Genomic DNA, 20,000 nt, shown 5'->3' with positions numbered 1-20,000 from the left:
CCGGAAGGGAATAACAATGACAACCCTCAAAAGTTTCACCACCCAGGTACTGATCATCGGTGCCGGTCCTACCGGACTGACCCTGGCCAACCTGCTTGGCCAGGCCGATGTGGATACCTGGATCATCGATCGCAAGCCGGGCACCGTGACCGAACCACGGGCCGTTTCGATCGATGACGAGTCCTTGCGCACCATGCAGGCCATCGGGCTGGATGAAGCCGTGCTGCGTGATGTGGTGCCTGGCTACGGCGTGCATTATTTCACCCGGCCCGGCGGTCGCTGCTTCGGCAAGGTCGAGCCAACAGGCAAGCTGTATGGGTTCCCCAAGCGCAACGCATTTCGCCAACCCCTTTTCGAAGGTACCCTCAAGGTTGGCCTGGAGCGTTTTACCAGCCTGAAGGCACGATTCAGCCATGATCTGGTGGAGTTCAGCCAGGGCCCTCACGGCGTGCGTGCGCTGATTCGTGACGCCGATGGCCAGATGATAGAAGTCAACGCGGCCTATCTGGTGGCCTGCGACGGCGGCCGTAGCCCAGTACGCAAACAGCTCGGGATTCAGATGGTTGGCTCGAGCTTCTCGTCGCGCTGGCTGGTGGTCGACACCGATCAGGATGACGACCCGTTCTGGCAAACCCGCGTGTATTGCGATGCAAGGCGTCCTGTCGTTGAAGTGCCAGGCCCGCACCGTACTCGCCGATTCGAGTTTCTCCTCAAACCGGAGGAAACGGATGAACAAGCACTCAACGAAACGTACCTGCAGGCGTTACTTCGCCCATTCAAGGGTGACGCCCCGGTTTCCATCGTGCGCAAGACTGTTTATACCTTCCATGCCCGGGTCGCCGAGCGCTGGCAGGTAGACCGCGTGTTTCTCGCCGGCGACGCCGCGCATCTGACCCCGCCCTATGCCGGACAAGGCATGAACAGCGGTGTTCGCGATGCCCATAACCTGGGCTGGAAGCTGATCAGCGTCCTGAAAGGAAAAATGTCTGAAACCGCCCTGCTGTCTTACGAAAGCGAGCGCCGCGATCATGCATGGGCCTTGATCAAGCTGGCCTTGAACCTCGGCGTGGTCATGGCACCGGCAACCGTCCTTCGCGCTCGCCTGATAAGCGGTGCATTCGCCCTGATCGGTCTGTTGCCACCGTTGCGGGACTATTTCCTGCAGATGCGCTTCAAGCCTAAACCGCGATTCACTAAAGGTCTGGTATTGACCGAGGGCGACGCTGGAGCACTGTCCTGCGGACAGATGTTCCCTCAGCCGATGCTCACCGACACCCAGGGCCACGAACGTCTACTGGACGAAGCCATCGGCGCCGGCTTCGCCTTGATTCAATACGGCGACCATACCCTGCAACGTATCGATGAACTCAAGCATGGCTTCTGGAACCATTTGGATGCCAAACGCATCCTGATCCTTCCCGAAGACGTCAAGACCATCCCTTCGATTCCTGGCTGCACGGTGCTACAGGACCGTGAGGGCTTGCTCAAAGGAATACTGGGCGACTCAAACAGGTTTTTGCTACTGCGCCCTGATCGCTATATCGCCGCCATCTTCGATAAGGCCACAGAGACAAAAGCTGCCGAATCGTTGCAGTCGCTGTTTGGCATCGCCATGGCGAGAAGCAGCGAAATCGAGTCGGGCATCGCCCCCGTCTTTCACTGAACCTTCAGCACAGAGGTGTTTATGCAAACACTCCAGACTTGCACACCCGCCCGCCTTTGCTACTTGCACCTGGCGAGCAAAGAACCGCAACAGCAAATCGATTTCTATCAGCGGATGCTAGATATGGACAGCCTGGCGCAGGCCGATGGCAGCTGGATACTCAGCGGCCCGCAGCGTGCCATGCTTGTGTCCCCTGCCGACCACAGTGGTCTGCTCGCCGCAGCTTATGACCTGGGTAACCAGACTCGACTGGGAGAGCTACGGGTTCGCCTGATCGAGCACGATTGTGCTGTCGAAGACATCGATTCGCCGTTGCTCGAACCGGGTGCCTTTCTGATCCGAGACCCTCAGGGCCGGCAAACGATATTTGGCGTCTCTCGCGCCGCTGCCCAGGCTGATCGGCAAGGCATGCCTGGTCGCCTGCAGCACGTGGTATTCCAGACCACTGAACTGGAAGCCATGATCGATTTCTACGTCAATACGGTGGGGTTTACCATCTCCGACAATGTGGTCGATGAGCAGACCGGCCAGCTCACGACGTGCTTCCTGCGCTCGGACGATGAGCATCATTCCCTGGCGTTCTTTCGCGGTTCCAAAAACGAGTGGGATCACCACTGCTACGAAACCAACGAATGGAATGACATCCGCGACTGGGGCGATCGCTTCGCCAAGGAACGTATCACCCTCTTCTTTGGCCCCGGCCGGCATGGGCCGGGCAACAATCTGTTCTTCATGGTGGTCGATGCCGATCGCAACCGCCTGGAGTTCTCGGCCGAACTCGAAGTAACCGATGCCTCCCGCCAGCCCGGTGTCTGGCCGCAGGAGGAATACACGCTCAATTCCTGGGGTCGCGCCTGGATCAGGACTTGAGCACTTTTCTACGTACGACGTTTCGCCTAATCGTCCTTAATGGACGCGGCCACCTGCCTAAAAGGTAAGACTATGACAACTCAACATTTCACCCCCTATGCCATCAATGGCGACCAATACATCGACGGCGCCTGGCGTGCAGGTCGTTCCTCACGACGCCTGGATGACCGCAACCCCTTCAATGGCGAACAACTGCTGGAAATGCCTCTGGCGTCAATTGCCGATCTGGATGACGCCTATCAGGCTGCACAGCGTGCGCAAAAGCCGTGGGCGCAACTGCATCCAACGCAGCGTGGCGCACAACTTGAAAAACTGGCCCACGTCATCCAGAACCGCAGCGAAGAAATCATCGACTGGCTGATTCGTGAGTCCGGTAGCACCCGTATCAAGGCGAGCATGGAATGGCAATTCACGCTGAACCTTGTTCGTGAATGCACAACGATGCCGATGCAGGTTGAAGGACGGATCCTGACGAGCTTCAAGCCCGGCGAGCAGAGTTTTGTCTTTCGTGAACCCTTGGGTGTGGTCGGTGTGATCAGCCCGTGGAACTTTCCGCTGTACCTGAGTATGCGTTCGGTAGTACCGGCACTGGCGCTGGGTAACACCATCGTGCTCAAGCCGGCCAGCGACACCGCCGTGACCGGCGGCCTTCTGATTGCCCACTTGTTTGAAGAAGCAGGCTTCCCGAAGGGTGCGCTCAATGTCGTGGTCGGCGCCGGTTCGGAGATTGGCGATGCCTTCGTCGAGCACCCTGTCCCAAGCCTGATTTCCTTCACCGGTTCCACGGATGTGGGTCGCAATGTCGGCCGGATCGCCACCGGCGGCAAACACATCAAGCGCGTAGCGCTGGAGCTGGGCGGTAACGCTCCGCTGGTGGTGCTGGATGACGCGGACATTGAAATAGCGGCGCACGCCGCAGTGGTCGGGCGCTTCCTGCACCAAGGCCAGATCTGCATGAGCGTCAACCGGGTGATCGTCGACCGCTCGCTCTACGCCGACTTCTCGGCGCTGGTCGTGGAACGCGTGCGCAATCTCAAGACCGGCGACCCCGCCAAGGCAGACACCGTGATTGGTCCGGTGGTCAATCAAAGCCAGCTCGATGGCCTGCTGCGTAAAATCGAAGCAGCCGGGAGCGCCGGCCTCAAGCAGCTTTTAGGTGGCCAGGCGTCCGGGCTGGTGCTGCCTGCCCATGTATACGGTGACGTAGGGGCCGATCAGGAACTGGCGCGCGATGAAACGTTCGGGCCGGTGCTGCCGTTGATGGTCGCTGAAAACGAAGCCCATGCCCTGGAGTTGGCTAACGCCAGCGAGTATGGCTTGTCCAGCGCGGTCTTCACCCGGGACATGGCCCGCGGCTTGAATTTTGCCCGTGGCATCGTGGTCGGGATGACCCATATCAACGACATCACTATCGATGATCAGCCCAATGCGCCCTTCGGTGGTGAAAAGAACTCCGGCCTCGGACGCTTCAATGGTCACTACGCCCTGGATGAGTTCACCCGCGCCCATTGGGTGACCTGGCAGCCCGGGAGCCATAACTACCCGTTCTGATTATTTGCCAGTCCTGAGTTGCCAAGATTGGGCAAGTGTTGATCCCGTTGCCCAATCAGCAGAACAATAAAAAATAGAGGCGAAAAATGAACAATTTAGCCTGTGTGTCCACCGATCAAGTTGTTCGCTCCGACCGACTGATGAAGTGGAAAGAGTTCATGAGCGATCACCTGGGTCGCACGCCGGACTATATAAAGCGTCTGGAGTCGACGCTCATCGACCCGTTGCACAACAGCGACTTTCAGGGACGACTGGAGTATGGAGACCTGGGCCAACTGCGCTTCTGTCGAATGACCGCCAGCGCCCATCGATATTCACGCCATCTGAGCAAAGCGGTCGACTCACTCGACACCACGCGTATGTTGATCATGCAGATCGCGGGCGTCAGTCATTTCGAGCAAGGTCAACAGAACAGTGTATTGGCACCTGACGAGATGCTATTGGTCGACTGTGGCAAACCTTTCAGCGTTACCAGCACCCAAGGCTGCGAGCACTTCATCGTGCTGCTCCAGGGGAAACCTGGACAGCCCGTGCAAACAGGCGATATGCACCTTAACGGTCGCAACGGGCTGGGCCGGATGATGATGCATCTGGTCAGTGATGCTTACAACCAATACCCCCTGCTCAACAGCAACTCGGCCGCGCTGATCGGCGACAGTATCGCCGCGCTTCTGGATAACGTGCTGAGGAATAAACAGGAAGAAAAGCAACTCGAGCACGACTTCCGCTTCTTCAAGCAAAACCGCCTCAAGGCGTATATCGAGCGCCACCTGGCCGACCGCGACCTGACCATCGAACGCATCGCCAACGCCGAACAGTGTTCGGTGCGCAGCTTGCACCGAGCCTTCCAGGATGAGTTGGGGTGCAGTGTCAGCGAATACATCTGGCAACGGCGTCTGTCGCGCTGCGCCGAAGACCTGCGCAACCGGGAACATGCCCATCGCTCGCTCACCGAGATCGCCTATGCCTGGGGCTATGGCAGCAGTTCTCACTTCAGCAGGCATTTCAAATCGACGTTCGGCATGTCACCTCGGCTATTCCGAGATACCGCAAGCGATAGCAGAGAGAAGTCGACGGCTGCATAAAGTCTGCTTCAAAAAAACGCTCCCATCATAAAAAAAAGAGATCGAGCATGAAACAGTCGCTAGCGGGCAAAATGATGATGACGCTTACCTTGGTCATGCTCTGCGTTTCAATCACCGTCGCAACGCTCAACTATCAATTCACCCGCACAGAGTTGAGCAATCAGCAGCGCAAGCAGGCCACTACATTGCTTGAGCTTGCGGCCCAGTCCTTGAGCGAACCGCTCGCAACAGGCAATCAGGCGCAGATCAGCAATCTGTTGGACGAACTCCTGCGCGCGCCCGGCGTTACACGGCTGACGGTGAACGATTCGCGCACCCATCGTTTAACCTCGGCCCAACAGAACATCACGACCCACGTCGCCATTACGCTGAACACACCGGTGATTTATCAGGGCCAGTCGCTGGCTACGCTGGAGGTCGATTTCAACGACCAGGCACTCAGAACGACCTTGAACACGGTATTGCTGCAGAATCTGGTGGTGACCACGATCGTGCTATTGGCCACCCTGGTAACCGTATGGCTACTGACACGGCGCCACATCCTGCGACCGGTCAAGGAGGTCAGCCAAAGCCTGGCACAGATCGCTCGAGGGGAAGCTGACTTGAGCAAACGCCTGGATGCGGGTTCTCACGATGAAATTGGTGAATTGGCTGCCAACTTCAACCTGGTGCTTGAACGGCTGGCGAACCTGGTTGCAGATGTCGGGTTTGTCTCCCAGGTGCTCGATCAGCATGCCAGTGAAATGGACAGGACCACCGGCCACACTGCACAGGCTACGGCCCAGCAAGTGCAACAGGTCGAATCCGTGGCGGCGTCGGTACAGCAACTCGCTCAATCAGCCAGCCAAGTGGCCAGACACGCCTCGAGCACCAGCGAACAGACGCGCGAGTCAGCTGCCCATGTCCGGGAAGGAAACGTCATGATGGACGCCAGCCAGCAAATGGTTGAGCGCCTCGGGACACAGATAACCCATACGGCCGGGAAACTGGGGGATTTGATGCGAGACAGCGAGGGGATTGGTGCGATGGTCGTCACTATTCGCGCAATCGCCGAGCAGACCAACCTCCTGGCCCTCAATGCCGCCATCGAAGCCGCACGGGCGGGTGAGCAGGGACGAGGTTTTGCCGTGGTCGCCGACGAGGTGCGGGCCCTGGCGCTAAAAACTCGCCAGTCGACTGAGGTGATTGAAACTATCGTCACCCAACTGCAAGGCGCGGCACATCATGCACGCGATGCCATGGACGGTTGCCAGCAGGCGCTGAAGGATGCGGTGGATACCTCACGGCAAGTCGGTGAGTTTCTGACGCGGATCAGCGAGAGCATTCAGGGCATCAATGAAATGAACGAACACATTGCCTTGGCTGCCGTGGAACAGAGTGCTGTCGCGGAAACGGTGAACGAAAACATCATCACCATTCACCGTTTGAGTGATGGCGTCTGCCACTATGTCACCGAGTTGGCCGAGGGTGCACGCGGCCTGAACAAGCAAAGCCAGTTACTGCACCACAAGGTCAGTTCTTTCAAGGTGTAGCCAGTGATGCCTGTTGGCGTGGAGCAACCCGCAATCCGGGTACTTGAGGGGTCAAAGACGCGCCCCTCAAGCATTCATCCCCAGCACTTTAGCGCCGGCCCATTCACCGTGGCCGGCACTGGCCGTCAATTCCAGCCGCCACCCATCACCTTGTACAACGTCACGCGGTTGCTCTGTTCAGTCAGGCGCAGACTGATGAGGTCCTGCTCCGCGCTGTACAGTGAACGCTGGGCGTCCAAGGCGTCGAGATAGCTATCCGAACCGGCACGGTATAGAGCGTCGGACAGTTCGAAGCTTTTGCGGCTGGCGTCGGTCAATGCTTGCTGGGCCTCGATGCGGCGGTCCAGTGTGCTGCGCACGGCCAAGGCGTTGGCCACTTCCTTGAAAGCGCTTTGCAGTGTTTGCTGGTAGGTCTGCACCTGAATCTCGCGCTCGGTCTTGGCCTTGTCCAGGGTCGCACGGTTACTGCCGCCATCGAAGATCGGCACGCTGATGCTCGGGGCAAACGTCCAGGCGCCACTGCCGGACTTGAACAGACTGGACAAGGCCGCGCTCGAGGAACCGGCGCTCGCCGTCAGGCTGATGGTCGGAAAGAATGCCGCACGGGCCACACCGATGTCGATATTGGCAGCCTTGAGCGTGTGTTCGGCGGCCAATACATCCGGACGCCGTTGCAACAGGCTGGACGGAAGCCCCGCCGGCACTTGAACCAACGCCGCAGCAGACGCCAGACTGTCGCCCGGCATCAGCTCATTGGGAATATCACTGCCCACCAGCAGACGCAGGGCATTTATATCCTGGAGAACCTGGCTTTCATACTCAGCCACGTCGTCCCGGGCCGACTCCACAGAAGTTTGCGTCTGCGCCACAGACAGAGCAGAAGAACCACCCAAGTCGAAGCTGCCCTTGGTCAACTCGTAGGTCTTGAGCTGACTGTCCAAGGTCTCCTGGGCCAGGCGCAACAGTTCTTTGTCCGACGCCAGGGTCAACCAGGCCGTCGCCGTTTCGGCCACCAGGGTGATCTGCGTGCTGCGCCGGGTTTCAGTCAGTTCAAGGTAGTCCTCCAGCGCTTCGCCCTCGAGGTTGCGTACCCTCCCGTACAGATCCAATTCATAACTGCTCACCCCCAATTCCGCGCTGTAGTCATGACTGGTAGTCGCCGAGCCAGTGGTGGACAACGAGCCGGGCGTGCGGCTGTGGGTGCCACTGACGCTGGCATCGATCGTAGGCAAGGTGTCGGCTCGCTTGATACGGTATTGGGCCTGTGCTTTTTCGACGTTCAGGATGGCCAGACGCAGGTCGCGATTGTTCTCCAGAGCCAGGGATAGCAAGCGCTTCAGACGGCTATCAGTGAAAAAGTTTTTCCACTCGATATCAGCGGCGACCTCCCCCTTTGGTGTGTTGGTAGGCGGCAGCCATTGTTCGGAGACCGGTGCTTCAGGACGCTCATACTTCGGCACCAGATTGATACAGCCACCGAGTAGCGCAAGGACGGCCACCAGTGGCCAGCGAAACTTGATCATGCATCACCTGACTGGGCGGATGGGACAGAGGTCGAAGCCGGGGAAACGCGGCTAAAACGACGGCGAATCTGCAAGAAGAACAATGGTACGAAGAAGATCCCCAGCACTGTGGCGGTGAACATGCCGCCCAGCACGCCGGTACCGATGGCCTGGCGTCCGGCGGAACCGGCGCCGGAACTCAGGGCCAGAGGCAGCACACCAAACATGAACGCCAGGGACGTCATGAGAATGGGTCGCAGGCGTTGCCGCACGGCGATCAGTGTCGCCTCGCGCAAACTGTGGCCCTGCTCCTGCAGGTGTTTGGCGAATTCGACGATCAGAATCGCGTTTTTGGCCGACAACCCCACGGTGGTCAATAGCCCGACCTGGAAGTACACGTCGTTGCTCAAACCCGTGAAACGGGTTGCCAGCACCGCACCAACCACGCCCAACGGCACCACCAGCATCACCGAGAATGGCACCGACCAGCTCTCATAAAGCGCGGCCAGGCAGAGGAACACAAACAACACGGATATTGTATAAAGCAACGGTGCTTGCGAACCGGAAAGGCGCAACTGATAAGACTGCCCGGTCCACTCGTAACCGACGCCTTCTGGCAACTCTTTGATAATCGCTTCCACAGCATTCATGGCGTCACCGGAACTGACCCCCGGTGCCGGATCACCGACGACCTCCAGTGAAGCGTTGCCGTTGTAGCGTTCCAGCAACGGTGAGCCATAGCTCCACGAACTGCTGGCGAACGAAGAAAACGGCACCATGTCATCGTTGCTGTTGCGCACGAACCAATGATCCAGGTCGGCCTCCTGCATCCGCGACGAAGCCACGCCCTGAACGTAGACTTTCTTCACCCGACCCTGGTTGAGGAAGTCATTGACGTAACTGCCGCCCAACGCCGCGGACAAGGTGTCATTGATGTCACTGGTGGTCAGGCTCAAGGCCCCGGCCTTGCGATCATCGATGCTGATCTTGAGCTGCGGTGCATCGTCCTGACCATTGCTGCGCACACCCAGCAGTCGAGAGTCTTTGTTGGCCAGCTCGATTAACTTCTCCCGCGCCGCGACCAACGCATCATGCCCCACGCCACCGAGATCCTTGAGTTGCACGTCGAAGCCGGACGTCTGTCCCAGCCCCCGAACGGCCGGCGGTTGCATGACGAACACACTGGCATCGCCGATGCTCGACAGCGCTATGGTCGCCCGCTGCGCAAAGGACGCCGCATCCTGCCCTTTGCCCTTGCGCTCACTCCAGTCCTTGAGCCGGATAAAAGCACGGGCAGAGTTCTGGCTATTGCCGTTCATGCCCAGGCCGGAAATGGTGATCAGAGCCTCGACTTCCGGTTGTTCGAGCAAGTAGTCTTCGAACTGCTTCACCACCGCTTGAGTGCGGCTCTCCGTGGCGCCCACTGGCAACTGCACCTGCCCCATGAGCATGCCCTGGTCTTCATCAGGCAGAAACGAAGTTGGCAGGCTGACATAACCGACCACCGCTACCAGTAGCAACACCCCGTAGACCAGCCAACTGAGGCGCCCACGCTCAAAAATAGCGTCCACCCGTTTTTTATAGGCCTCGGCACTGCGTTCGAAAGTACGGTTGAACCAGCCGAAGAACCCGCGTTGAGCACCATGGCCCTCGGCATCGGTCGGTTTGAGCAGTGTTGCGCATAGCGCCGGCGTCAGCGTCATGGCCACCAGCACCGAAAGCACCATGGCCGAGACAATGGTCACCGAAAACTGCCGGTAGATGATCCCTGTAGAGCCGCCAAAAAAAGCCATGGGAATAAACACGGCACTGAGGACCATGGCGATGCCGACCAGGGCGCTGGTGATTTCATCCATCGATTGGCGCGTGGCGTCCAAGGCTGACAGCCCCTTCTCGCCCATCACCCGCTCAACGTTCTCTACCACCACAATCGCATCGTCCACCAACAGGCCGATGGCCAGGACCATGGCAAACATGGTCAGGGTGTTAATCGAATAGCCGAACAGCGCCAGCACACCGAACGTACCCAGCAGCACCACTGGCACGGTGATCGCCGGGATCAAGGTGGCCCGCAGGTTCTGCAAGAACAGGAACATGATCAACACGACCAGGAGGATGGCCTCGCCCAAGGACTTGACCACTTCTTCGATGGACAGGCTGACAAAGGGCGTGGTGTCGTAGGCAATCACATTTTTGAGCTGCATTTGCGTCGGATAGAACGGTTCCAGCTCCTTGAGCTTGGCCTTCACCGCTTCGCCGACGTTCAGCGCATTGGCGCCAGCGGCCAACTTAATACCCATGGCGGCGGCCGGCTTGCCGTTGAGGGCGGTACTGATGTCATAGCTTTCACTGCCCAGCTCGATCGTCGCGACATCACTCAGCAATACCACAGAACCATCACTGGAAGACTTAACCACAACATTGCGAAATTCTTCGACGGTTTGCAGCTTGCTGCGAGCGCTGATCGTGGCGTTCAACTGCTGCCCTTTCACCGACGGCAAGCCACCGAGCTGACCGGCGGACACTTCTGTATTCTGCGCCTCCAGGGCACTGCTGATATCCGAGGGCATCAGCGAGTATTTTTCCATAAGGGCGGGGTCCAGCCAGACGCGCATGGCATAACCCGATCCCAATGTCGTTACATCACCGACACCATTGATACGACTGATGGAGTCGAGCAAGGTGCTGGAAATGTAGTCACCGATCTGGGTGCCGGTAACGGTTGCATTGTCGGAGGTCAGGGCAACAATCATCAGGAAGTCCGTCCCGCCCTTGGTCACCGTCAGACCTTCGCTTTGCACCGTTTGCGGCAGTCTCGACTCGGCCTGTTGCAGCTTGTTCTGCACCTGCATCTGAGCCACATCCGGGTTTGTGCCGGCGGTGAAGGTCAGTTTGATGGTGGAACTGCCGTCCGAGCTGCTGCTGGCTGACATGTAGGTCAGGTTATCCACGCCTTTCATCTGCTGTTCGATAACCTGGGTCACCGAATCTTCCACGGTCTTGGCCGAGGCACCGGTGTAGGTAGCAGAAATCTGAACCGTCGGCGGCGCGATGTCCGGGTACTGCTCCAGCGGTAACTGACTGATCGACATGGCCCCGGCGAGCATGATGACGATGGCGATGACCCAGGCAAAAATCGGCCTATCAATAAAGAAGCGCGCCATGTTCAACCCTCCTTCGCGATGGCAACAGGCGCTGATTTCGGCGTACCGCTGCCAGTGGTGGAGTTCTGCGCCTCAACTGAATCACCGACTCGGACTTTCTGCCCGCCCTCGACAATCACCTGGTCACCCGCATTCAGGCCAGCCGTGACCCACCACTGGTTGTCCACGGCGCGGTTGATGGTCAACACGCGCTGCTCAACCTTGCCATTGACCACCACCAGCACCGAGGTCACGCCACTGGCGGCGCGGTTCACTGCCCGTTGTGGAATCAAAATCGCTTTGTCGTCCCGAGCCTGCTCCAGCACCGCCCGCACGTACATGCCCGGCATCAACAGCCGGTCCGGGTTGGCGATTTCAGCCCGCAAGGTCACCGTGCCCGTGCCTTCGTCGACACTGAGCCCGCTGAACTTCAAGCGACCTTTTTGAGAGTAAGTGCTGCCGTCATCGAGCTTGAGGCTGATCGGCGCCTCGCCTTCGCCGTTACTTTGGAGCGCACCGCTGGCCAGGTCGCGCTTGAGGCGCAACAGCTCGCTGGTCGATTGAGTGACGTCAACGTAGATCGGGTCCAACTGCTGCACAGTCGTCAGTTCGCTGTCCTGATTGGCAACCACCAACGCACCGGGAGTGACCGTCGAGGTTTCGATTCGCCCGCTGATGGGTGAGGTGATGCGGGTATACGCCAGGTTGATGCGCGCGGTATCCACATTGGCCTGCCCCTCCAGCACTTCAGCTTCGGAGGTAGCCACATTGGCCTGGGCATCCTCGTTGTCCTGCTGGCTGATGGCATTGATCTTCACCAACTCCGCATCACGCTTGGCAGTGACCTGGTAGGATTTCAACGTGGCGCGAGCCTTGGCCAGGGCCGCCAGCTCTTGAGCCAACGAGGCTTTGTAGGACGCTGGGTCCAATTGATACAGCGCCTGCCCGGCCTTGACCTCGGCACCTTCGACAAACAGCCGCTGCTGGACGATACCGTCAACCTGTGGGCGAATCTCGGCAACCTTGAACGCCTTGGTACGCCCAGCCAACTCTGTGGTCAGCATCTGACTTTGAGGCTGTACGGTGATGACTGACACCTTGGCCGGCGCTGTCGCGGGCGGCGATTCGCCGCCGGAGCAACCACTCAAGACGAACAGAACGATCAGGGACAGTAACGCGGCGGCGGTCACCAAGGATTTGGTGAATAATTTTGTCGACATAAATGCCTCTGCAAGACGGGATGGCGCAAGCTAGCCGCCATACTGCGAGGCAAATGTGCAGGAAAATTGAAGATTGCCCGCCACCCTTGAATCTTCGCCGCACCAGGGCCTAAATGGACGGGCCATTCACCGACCTGCCCGAGCCTATGAAACTGAGCATTTCCACCAAGCTGTTTATTGCGGTATCGGCCAGCGTGCTGCTCGTCACCCTGAGCATGGGCATGGCCAACGGCTGGAGCTTTGGCAAAGGCTTTCTCGACTACCTCAACGAACAGGCCCTGTTACGCATGACGCCAGTGCTGCCACGCCTGGCGAGCGCCTACGAGCGCGAAGGCAGCTGGGAATTCCTGCGCAACCAGCCGGAACGCTGGTTCGAACTCATGCGCCTGCCAAGCGACAGCCCCACCGCCCCACTGCGACCCGTCCTGCCCATGTCCGACCTGACCGGCGCGGTGCTTCGCATCGCCCTGCTGGACCAGCAAAAGAAACTCGTCATGGGCTACTCGGCGATTGCCGATGACGCCTTGATGCGCCCGATCGAGGTCGCCGGTAAAACCGTCGGCTGGCTGGCGGTGACGCCGTTCCAGAACGTGACCGAAGCCGGTGGCGAACGCTTTCGCCTGTACCTGGTGCGCATCAGCCTCGTCGTGGGCCTGCTCTCGTTATTGCTGGCGATGCTGATCGCCTGGTGGATCGCCCGCACCCTGCTTGACCCGGTCAAGCGGGTGGCCGCCGCCACGCACCGACTCGCCGCCGGGGAATACAGCAACCGGGTGTCAGTGTCCTCCAATGACGAAGTGGGCCAGTTGGCGCGTGACTTCAATCAGCTTGCGTATACGCTGGAGCGCAACGAAAAAATGCGCCGGGAGTTCATGGCCGATGTATCCCATGAACTGCGCACGCCGTTGTCGGTATTGCGCGGTGAACTGGAAGCCATCGAGGACGGTGTGCGCACCCTCGATCAGTCCTCGATGAAATCGCTGCAAGGCGAAGTCGGCATGCTCAGCAAACTGGTGGACGATCTGTATGAGCTGTCCCTGGCCGATGTGGGCGCGCTGACTTATCGCAAGAGCGAATGCGATCTCAACGAACTGCTGGATGTTTGCGTGGCGATGTTCCAGGAGCGCTACAACACCCGACGCCTGCGCCTGGAGTTGGAGCTGCCGGCTCTGCCGTTAAAGGTGGAGGCCGACCCCAAGCGCTTGCAGCAACTGTTTGGCAACCTGCTGGAAAACGCCGTGCGCTATACCGATGAAGGCGGCCTGCTGCGCATTCGTGCGGCCAGCGATGGCAATGTCGCGCGCATCGATTTCCTTGATTCCGGCCCTGGGGTCGACGCAGAACAATTACCGCGGCTGTTCGAGCGCTTTTACCGCGGCGAAACCTCACGCAATCGCGCCAGTGGCGGCGCCGGCCTGGGGCTGGCCATCTGTCGCAGCATCGCCCTGGCCCACGGCGGCAGCCTCAGTGCCGATCACTCTCCTTTGGGCGGCCTTTGGCTGACCCTGTGCCTGCCACGGAACGCCTGAACCATGGTCAACGATAGCCCGATCCTCATCGTCGAAGACGAACCCAAGCTGGCCGCATTGATGCGCGACTATTTGATCGCCGCTGGCTATGCAACCCAATGCCTGGACAATGGCCTGCAGGTGGTGCCGGCAGTACGCGCTTGCGAGCCGCGCCTGATTCTTCTGGACCTGATGTTGCCTGGGTGCGACGGTCTACAGGTGTGCAAGGAACTGCGCAGTTTCAGTGCCGTGCCGATCATCATGATCACCGCTCGCGTCGAGGAAGTGGATCGCCTGCTCGGGCTGGATCTAGGCGCCGACGATTACATCTGCAAACCCTTCAGCCCCCGCGAAGTGGTGGCCAGGATCAAAGCCATTCTGCGGCGCAGTCCGCATTTAGTGACGTCTGCCGCTGCGCGCCTGCACATTGATGAAGAGCAGTATCAGGCCTCCCTCGACGGCATCGCAATGGACCTGACACCCTCGGAACTGCGCCTGCTCAGCACCCTCGCCCGCTCTCCGGGACGGGTGTTTTCCCGGGATCAGTTGCTCGACAGGATCTACTCTGATCACCGGGTGGTCACCGATCGCACGGTCGACAGCCATATCCGTAATCTGCGGCGCAAGCTCGAACAAGCCTGCCCTGGAGAGCACCCTATCGAGTCATTGTATGGGGTGGGTTATCGGTTTCAGCTCGTCGACGCTTGAAGCGTCGCTGAGCCTGACACTTATTTATTGATCGGCCGCGTAGATGACGGTTTGCGCGCTGACGGATGCATCAGGGCGGCGGGTGAAGTAGGTGTCGCCTTCGTCTGTCTGGATCTCGTAGTCAACCTTGCTGGCGATACGGCCCGTAGCATGGGCATGCTTGATGATTTTCAGCACCCGCTGAAACTTCACGCTCTGGGTGCCATTCTGGACAGGCCCCGTGAGCACATTGACTGTTTGAAACCAACCTTCATCTTTCTTGTTCGACACAAGGCTGTCGGTCAGTGCCTCAAAGCGTTCCAGACGGGTAAAGCCCCAGAGCGTCTGCTCCTCGACGGTTTTGCCTTTGGCGATGGAACCCGTGAATACAAAAAGGTTGATGGCCGGATTGTCTTCGCAAAAGAAGTCATAAGGCACCAGTCCGTCAACCATTTTCTTGCCGGAAACGAAGCCCTTTTTATGAACCAGAAACATGACCACCTCCACGCTAAAACATCAGCAAACGCTGAGTAAGTTTGAGCGGAAAGTCTACTTAGGCAGGGCGTACAGAGCCGTCAAGCCAATGTAATATCGTGTAAAGATCATGCCCGATGGGGCAAGCTGATTTCCACGGTCAGCCCACCGAATGGCTCATTGCGCGCCATGATCGTGCCACCGTGTATTTGCGCGGCCCTTGAAGCGATCGCCAGGCCCAGCCCGAAACCGGCACTGGCCTCGTTCAGGCCACGCTCGAACGGGTGGAAAATCTCCTGCAGCCGCTCGCTTTCAACACCCGGCCCATGATCGGTAATCTGCACCGTCAGACAACTTGTCTCGGGATTGACCTCAGCCACGACAACAACAGCCGTGTTCGGCGTGGTATAGCGCACCGCGTTTCGAATGACGTTCTCGAAACACCGATACAGCAACTCGCCGCTGGCCCGGCTGACAAAGGCCGAGCACGTTTTCAGGCTGACCCGGCATCCTTTCATTTGCGCCTCGAATTGAGCGTCCTCGACGATCACCGACAGCAACTCGATGATATCGATTGGCTCGCGCTCGATACTCTCGGGCCGACCCTGCATGCGTGCCAGGGTCAACAACGCCTCGATCAGCGTATCCATGCGCACCGACTCACGATCGATGCGCTCCACCATTTCCAGGCGTGCCGGATCTTGCTGCAGCAGTCCGATGGCTGCTTGCATGCGCGTCAACGGTGAGCGCAGTTCGTGAGAGATGTCGTGCAACAAGTGTTGCTGAGCCTCCACCAGCAGCCTCAACTGGTTGGCCATCCGGTCGCAATCCTCGGCCAGATCGACGATTTCATCGCGGCGCCTGCCCATCATCGGCTTAACCCGGGTTTCAAAGCGCCCCTGGGCCACGTCGCTCATCGCCCGACGAAGATAGGCCAACGGCCATGCCAGGTAGTACGCCAGATACCCGCTGAACAGTGCACTCATGACCGTGCCGACGATCAACGGAGTCCAGTGCCCTGGCCCTCTGTCACCGTCCATATCCACGGTATGTGAAGCCCTGAGCGATAGCACAGCGCCGTCCTTGCTGATGACCGCCCGCTCATAGGCTGGCTGCGGAACCGGAGACCCTAACAGCAATTGACCGGCACTGTCATACACGCCAATGGCCTGGTCATCGGGATGCTTCCACACCGCCAAAAGCTGCCGGCCCGACTCGATACCAAACTCTCGCAGCAGCTGTTCTTCACTGAAAACGATCGTCTCCAGATGAGGACCTCCGGGCCTGGAAGTGCCCAGCACCAGAAACCCCAGCCCGACCAAAAACGTCAGGGTGGTGGCCAGCCAAAACGCCAGGAACAGCTTCCAGAACAGCCGGCTGGGTTTCATCATTCAGCGATCAACAGGTAACCGAGGCCACGCACGCTCTGGATCCAACCCTTGGCGTCGGGTCGCGGACCCAGCTTCTGACGAATGCTGCTGATGTGCACATCGATACGCCGGTCGTAGCGGGTCAAGGGGCACCCCAACGCATTCAGCGACAGGTCCTGTTTGCTCACCACCTGCCCGGCACAGCGGGCCAGTTCTTCGAGCAGGCTGAACTCGGTGCTAGTCACCCCCAACTCGCGCCCATGCCATTGAGCCTGGCGCTTGCCGGGCCACAAGACCAACGGGCCGGTTCTGATCACTTCGGTGGTTGGCTGGTCCGCCGGCTGCACCCGACGCATGATTGCCCGCAATCGCGCCACCAGTTCCCCCGGCGAGCTGGGCTTGGGCACATAATCATCGGCGCCCAGTTCCAGGCCGGTGATCTTGTCTATGTTGTCGCCACGGGCCGTGAGCAACACGACCGGGACCTGGCTCACGGCCCGAATGCGCCGGAGCACCTCGATACCCGACAGCCTCGGCAACATTACGTCCAGCACCACAATGCTGTAACGACCGGACAGCGCTTGAATCTCGCCCTCCTCGCCGGTGTGCACCGCTGTCGCCTCAAAGCCTTCACGCTCCAGGTATTGGCTGAGCATACCTGTCAGTTCCTGGTCATCATCGACTAGCAATACGGAGGTCATGGCGAGCTCTTGAGTGGGTGTCGGCGCATTATCGCCCCTGCGCCGTACACCGTCACGCGCCGGGCCAACCTTTACCTAACTTGACACTTGGTTAACCGCACCAAACGCACCGAACTTTTATGCTGCACCTCCACCAGCCTGCTCGCTCCGCGGTGATTCGTCTTGCTGTGATCTTGCTGTGAGATACCCGCGTCCACCTACGCTGCTTGACGATGTGTTCTGGAATAAGATCTTGATGAATTTTTCGCGCCTGTTCTGCTCGGCTGCACTTCTACTCAATGTCACACTTGCGCACGCCCAAGACTTCAAAATTTCCGATATTCGCATTGATGGCCTCCAACGCGTTTCCGCAGGCAGTGTGTTCGGTGCCTTGCCATTGAACGTCGGTGATGAGGCGGACGATCGCCGCCTGCTGGAGTCCACTCGCGCGCTGTTCAAAACCGGCTTCTTTCAGGACATCCAGTTAAGTCGCGACGGTGATGTTTTGATCATCAAGGTCGTCGAACGTCCGTCGATCGCCAGCATCGAGATCGAAGGCAACAAGGCGATCTCCACCGAAGACCTGATGAAAGGTCTCAAGCAATCCGGGCTGTCCGAAGGCGAAATCTTCCAGCGCGCCACTCTCGAAGGGGTTCGCAACGAGCTGCAACGGCAGTATGTTGGGCAGGGTCGCTACTCGGCCGCGGTCGATACCGAAGTGATTGCACAACCGCGCAATCGTGTGACCGTGAAAATCAAGATAGACGAAGGCTCTGTAGCCGCGATCCAGCACATCAACGTGGTGGGCAATACCGTCTTCACCACAGAAGAATTGACCGACCAATTCACCCTCAAGACCAGCAACTGGCTGTCGTTCTTCAGGAACGACGACAAGTACGCCCGTGAAAAGCTCTCCGGTGACCTGGAGCGCCTGCGTTCCTATTACCTGGATCGCGGTTACATCAACATGGACATCACATCGACCCAGGTGTCCATCACCCCGGACAAGAAACACGTCTTCATCACTGTCAACGTCAACGAAGGCGAGAAGTACACCGTTCGTGACGTCAAGCTCAGTGGTGACCTGAAAGTGCCTGAAGACCAGGTCAGGTCGCTGTTGCTGGTTCAAAAAGGCCAGGTGTTCTCGCGCAAGCTGATGACCACCACCTCGGACCTGATCACCCGTCGCCTCGGTAACGAGGGTTACACCTTCGCCAACATCAGCGCCGTGCCGATCCCGAACAATGCAGACCACACCGTCGATATCACCTTCGCCGTGGATCCGGGCAAGCGTGCCTACGTCAACCGCCTCAATTTCCGGGGCAACACCAAGACCGACGACAAGGTACTGCGCCGTGAAATGCGTCAGTGGGAAGGTGGTTGGGCATCGACCTACCTGATCGACCAATCCAAGACCCGCCTGGAACGCTTGGGCTACTTCAAGGAGGTCAACGTTGAAACGCCAGCGGTAGCGGGTGTCGATGACCAGGTCGATGTGAACTACAGCGTTGAAGAACAGCCGTCCGGCTCGATTACTGCCAGCATCGGCTTCTCCCAGAGCTCCGGCCTGATCCTCGGGGGTTCGATCACCCAGAACAACTTCCTGGGCACCGGCGATACCGCCAGCCTGGGCCTTACCCGCTCGTCTTACCAAAGCAAGTACAACATCGGTTTTACCGACCCCTACTTTACGCCGGACGGCGTAAGCCTGGGCTATAACGCGTTCTACAGCGCCACCGACTACAACGATTATTACGATGACGATAACTCGTACTATTCCATCAACAGCTACGGCGCCGGCACCACAATCGGCTACCCGATCAATGAAACCTCACGGCTGAGCTTCGGCGTGACGGTGCAACATGACAGCATCGAAGCAGGCACCTACAGCGCCGATGAGATCTACGATTTCATCCAACGCGAGGGCAGCGAGTTCACCAACCTCAAGGCCAATATCGGTTGGTCGGAATCGACCCTGAACCGCGGCGTGCTGGCCACCCGCGGGCACTCGCAAAACCTGAACCTGATGATGACGGTCCCCGGCAGTGACCTGAGCTTCTACAAACTCGATTACACGGGGCAAACCTTCCTGCCAGTGACCGACACCACCTCACTGCGGTTCCATACCAAGCTCGGCTATGGCAACAGCTACGGTTCAACGGACGGCCTGCCGTTCTATGAGAACTACACCGCCGGTGGCGAGGGTTCGGTACGCGGCTTTGAAAGCGGCACCCTTGGCCCGCACAGCACCCCGGCCACAGGTAACTATGCCAGTGAAGGACAGAAGTATTATTCCGATCGGGACACCGAATCACTGGGCGGCAACATCCTCATCACCGGGGGTGTGGAATACCTGTTCCCGATGCCGTTCATCAAAGACAATAAATCCTTGCGCACCTCGGTGTTCTGGGACGTCGGCAGCGTCTACTCCAACAAGTGTTACCTGAGCACCACCCAGGACTGCGATGGGATCGATCTCGCCCAGATGGCCAGTTCCGTGGGCGTTGGCGTTACTTGGTACAGCCCGCTGGGCCCCTTGAGCTTCAACCTGGCACTTCCGGTTCGAACGCCTGATAACGCGGATACACAGGTGTTCCAGTTCTCCATGGGGCAGACGTTTTAAGCCGGGGAACAAGGGCATAGGGGACGACCTTCATAGGCCGCTCCCCTACCATACCCGGCATGCGGATCTGCACCGGGCGGTTCGAATGTTCG

The 20,000-nt window shown here is 58.8% G+C and carries 14 protein-coding genes and 1 pseudogene; 9 read left to right on the top strand and 6 right to left on the bottom strand.

The annotated features are described in order from the left end of the window. Positions 1-16 precede the first annotated feature (16 nt). The 6 genes and pseudogenes from ACA047_RS11150 (at position 17) to ACA047_RS11125 (ending at position 6,701) form a co-directional block, all read left to right on the top strand. The gene (locus tag ACA047_RS11150) at positions 17-1,663 is read left to right on the top strand and encodes a bifunctional 3-(3-hydroxy-phenyl)propionate/3-hydroxycinnamic acid hydroxylase (RefSeq protein ID WP_497359238.1); all 1,647 of its coding nucleotides are present in this window, start codon (positions 17-19) and stop codon (positions 1,661-1,663) included. A 21-nt stretch (positions 1,664-1,684) separates the two neighbouring features. Next, entirely contained in the window at positions 1,685-2,533 is an 849-nt protein-coding gene (locus ACA047_RS11145) for a VOC family protein (protein ID WP_497359237.1), read from the top strand. Between the two features lie 72 nt (positions 2,534-2,605). Then, positions 2,606-4,084 carry an aldehyde dehydrogenase family protein gene (locus tag ACA047_RS11140; protein WP_497359236.1) on the top strand — a complete coding sequence of 493 codons (1,479 nt, stop codon included), beginning with the start codon at positions 2,606-2,608 and terminating at the stop codon, positions 4,082-4,084. Between the two features lie 86 nt (positions 4,085-4,170). Continuing rightward, positions 4,171-5,169: a helix-turn-helix domain-containing protein gene (locus ACA047_RS11135; RefSeq protein WP_497359235.1), complete on the top strand. Its 999-nt coding sequence runs from the start codon at positions 4,171-4,173 to the stop codon at positions 5,167-5,169. 47 nt (positions 5,170-5,216) lie between these two features. Continuing rightward, a pseudogene (locus tag ACA047_RS11130) lies at positions 5,217-5,840 on the top strand (HAMP domain-containing protein); the annotation flags it as partial. Positions 5,841-5,912: 72 nt separating this feature from the next. Continuing rightward, positions 5,913-6,701, top strand: a complete 789-nt coding sequence (locus tag ACA047_RS11125; RefSeq protein ID WP_497360303.1) for a methyl-accepting chemotaxis protein — start codon at positions 5,913-5,915, stop codon at positions 6,699-6,701. Positions 6,702-6,826: 125 nt separating this feature from the next. Here the strand turns inward: ACA047_RS11125 and ACA047_RS11120 are convergent, their stop codons facing one another. The 3 genes from ACA047_RS11120 to ACA047_RS11110 are packed head-to-tail and all read right to left on the bottom strand — an operon-like array spanning position 6,827 to position 12,566. Next, on the bottom strand, positions 6,827-8,224 hold the full coding sequence (locus tag ACA047_RS11120; RefSeq protein ID WP_497359234.1) for an efflux transporter outer membrane subunit: 1,398 nt from the start codon (positions 8,222-8,224) through the stop codon (positions 6,827-6,829). Continuing rightward, entirely contained in the window at positions 8,221-11,367 is a 3,147-nt protein-coding gene (locus ACA047_RS11115; protein WP_497359233.1) for an efflux RND transporter permease subunit, read from the bottom strand. Before ACA047_RS11115 ends, ACA047_RS11120 begins: the two co-directional genes overlap by 4 nt. 2 nt (positions 11,368-11,369) lie before the next feature. Next, a complete protein-coding gene (locus ACA047_RS11110) occupies positions 11,370-12,566 on the bottom strand; it encodes an efflux RND transporter periplasmic adaptor subunit (protein WP_497359232.1) in 1,197 nt (398 codons plus the stop codon). 113 nt (positions 12,567-12,679) lie between these two features. On the opposite strand from ACA047_RS11110, the gene baeS reads away from it, so the two are divergent. Beyond that, positions 12,680-14,095 (top strand): sensor histidine kinase efflux regulator BaeS, encoded by a 1,416-nt coding sequence (baeS, locus tag ACA047_RS11105; protein WP_497359231.1) that lies wholly within the window; start codon positions 12,680-12,682, stop codon positions 14,093-14,095. A gap of 3 nt (positions 14,096-14,098) precedes the next feature. Then, a complete protein-coding gene (locus tag ACA047_RS11100) occupies positions 14,099-14,782 on the top strand; it encodes a response regulator (protein WP_497359230.1) in 684 nt (227 codons plus the stop codon). Between the two features lie 24 nt (positions 14,783-14,806). Here the strand turns inward: ACA047_RS11100 and ACA047_RS11095 are convergent, their stop codons facing one another. The 3 genes from ACA047_RS11095 to ACA047_RS11085 all read right to left on the bottom strand — a co-directional run bounded on the left by ACA047_RS11095 (position 14,807) and on the right by ACA047_RS11085 (position 17,306). Continuing rightward, complete coding sequence (locus tag ACA047_RS11095; RefSeq protein WP_497360301.1) at positions 14,807-15,256, bottom strand: hypothetical protein; 450 nt, start codon at positions 15,254-15,256, stop codon at positions 14,807-14,809. Positions 15,257-15,363: 107 nt separating this feature from the next. After that, positions 15,364-16,626 (bottom strand): HAMP domain-containing sensor histidine kinase, encoded by a 1,263-nt coding sequence (locus ACA047_RS11090; protein ID WP_497359229.1) that lies wholly within the window; start codon positions 16,624-16,626, stop codon positions 15,364-15,366. Further along, on the bottom strand, positions 16,623-17,306 hold the full coding sequence (locus ACA047_RS11085) for a response regulator (RefSeq protein WP_497359228.1): 684 nt from the start codon (positions 17,304-17,306) through the stop codon (positions 16,623-16,625). Before ACA047_RS11085 ends, ACA047_RS11090 begins: the two co-directional genes overlap by 4 nt. A gap of 235 nt (positions 17,307-17,541) precedes the next feature. Here ACA047_RS11085 and bamA point away from each other — a divergent pair, with 235 nt between their 5' ends. Then, positions 17,542-19,908, top strand: coding sequence for an outer membrane protein assembly factor BamA (gene bamA / locus ACA047_RS11080; protein WP_497359227.1), 2,367 nt, complete (start codon positions 17,542-17,544; stop codon positions 19,906-19,908). The last annotated feature ends 92 nt before the right edge of the window (positions 19,909-20,000 follow it).

It is taken from the genome of Pseudomonas sp. LBUM1664 (genome assembly GCF_059695895.1).
This window is presented reverse-complemented; position numbering and strand designations above follow the sequence as displayed.

Bases quoted from the DNA above. Each gene is read 5' to 3' on its own strand.
- ACA047_RS11150 (WP_497359238.1), top strand. From the start codon at position 17: ATGACAACCCTCAAAAGTTTCACCACCCAGGTACTGATCATCGGTGCC.
- ACA047_RS11145 (WP_497359237.1), top strand. From the start codon at position 1,685: ATGCAAACACTCCAGACTTGCACACCCGCCCGCCTTTGCTACTTGCAC.
- ACA047_RS11140 (WP_497359236.1), top strand. From the start codon at position 2,606: ATGACAACTCAACATTTCACCCCCTATGCCATCAATGGCGACCAATAC.
- ACA047_RS11135 (WP_497359235.1), top strand. From the start codon at position 4,171: ATGAACAATTTAGCCTGTGTGTCCACCGATCAAGTTGTTCGCTCCGAC.
- ACA047_RS11125 (WP_497360303.1), top strand. From the start codon at position 5,913: ATGGACAGGACCACCGGCCACACTGCACAGGCTACGGCCCAGCAAGTG.
- ACA047_RS11120 (WP_497359234.1), bottom strand. From the start codon at position 8,224: ATGATCAAGTTTCGCTGGCCACTGGTGGCCGTCCTTGCGCTACTCGGT.
- ACA047_RS11115 (WP_497359233.1), bottom strand. From the start codon at position 11,367: ATGGCGCGCTTCTTTATTGATAGGCCGATTTTTGCCTGGGTCATCGCC.
- ACA047_RS11110 (WP_497359232.1), bottom strand. From the start codon at position 12,566: ATGTCGACAAAATTATTCACCAAATCCTTGGTGACCGCCGCCGCGTTA.
- baeS (WP_497359231.1), top strand. From the start codon at position 12,680: ATGGACGGGCCATTCACCGACCTGCCCGAGCCTATGAAACTGAGCATT.
- ACA047_RS11100 (WP_497359230.1), top strand. From the start codon at position 14,099: ATGGTCAACGATAGCCCGATCCTCATCGTCGAAGACGAACCCAAGCTG.
- ACA047_RS11095 (WP_497360301.1), bottom strand. From the start codon at position 15,256: ATGTTTCTGGTTCATAAAAAGGGCTTCGTTTCCGGCAAGAAAATGGTT.
- ACA047_RS11090 (WP_497359229.1), bottom strand. From the start codon at position 16,626: ATGATGAAACCCAGCCGGCTGTTCTGGAAGCTGTTCCTGGCGTTTTGG.
- ACA047_RS11085 (WP_497359228.1), bottom strand. From the start codon at position 17,306: ATGACCTCCGTATTGCTAGTCGATGATGACCAGGAACTGACAGGTATG.
- bamA (WP_497359227.1), top strand. From the start codon at position 17,542: ATGAATTTTTCGCGCCTGTTCTGCTCGGCTGCACTTCTACTCAATGTC.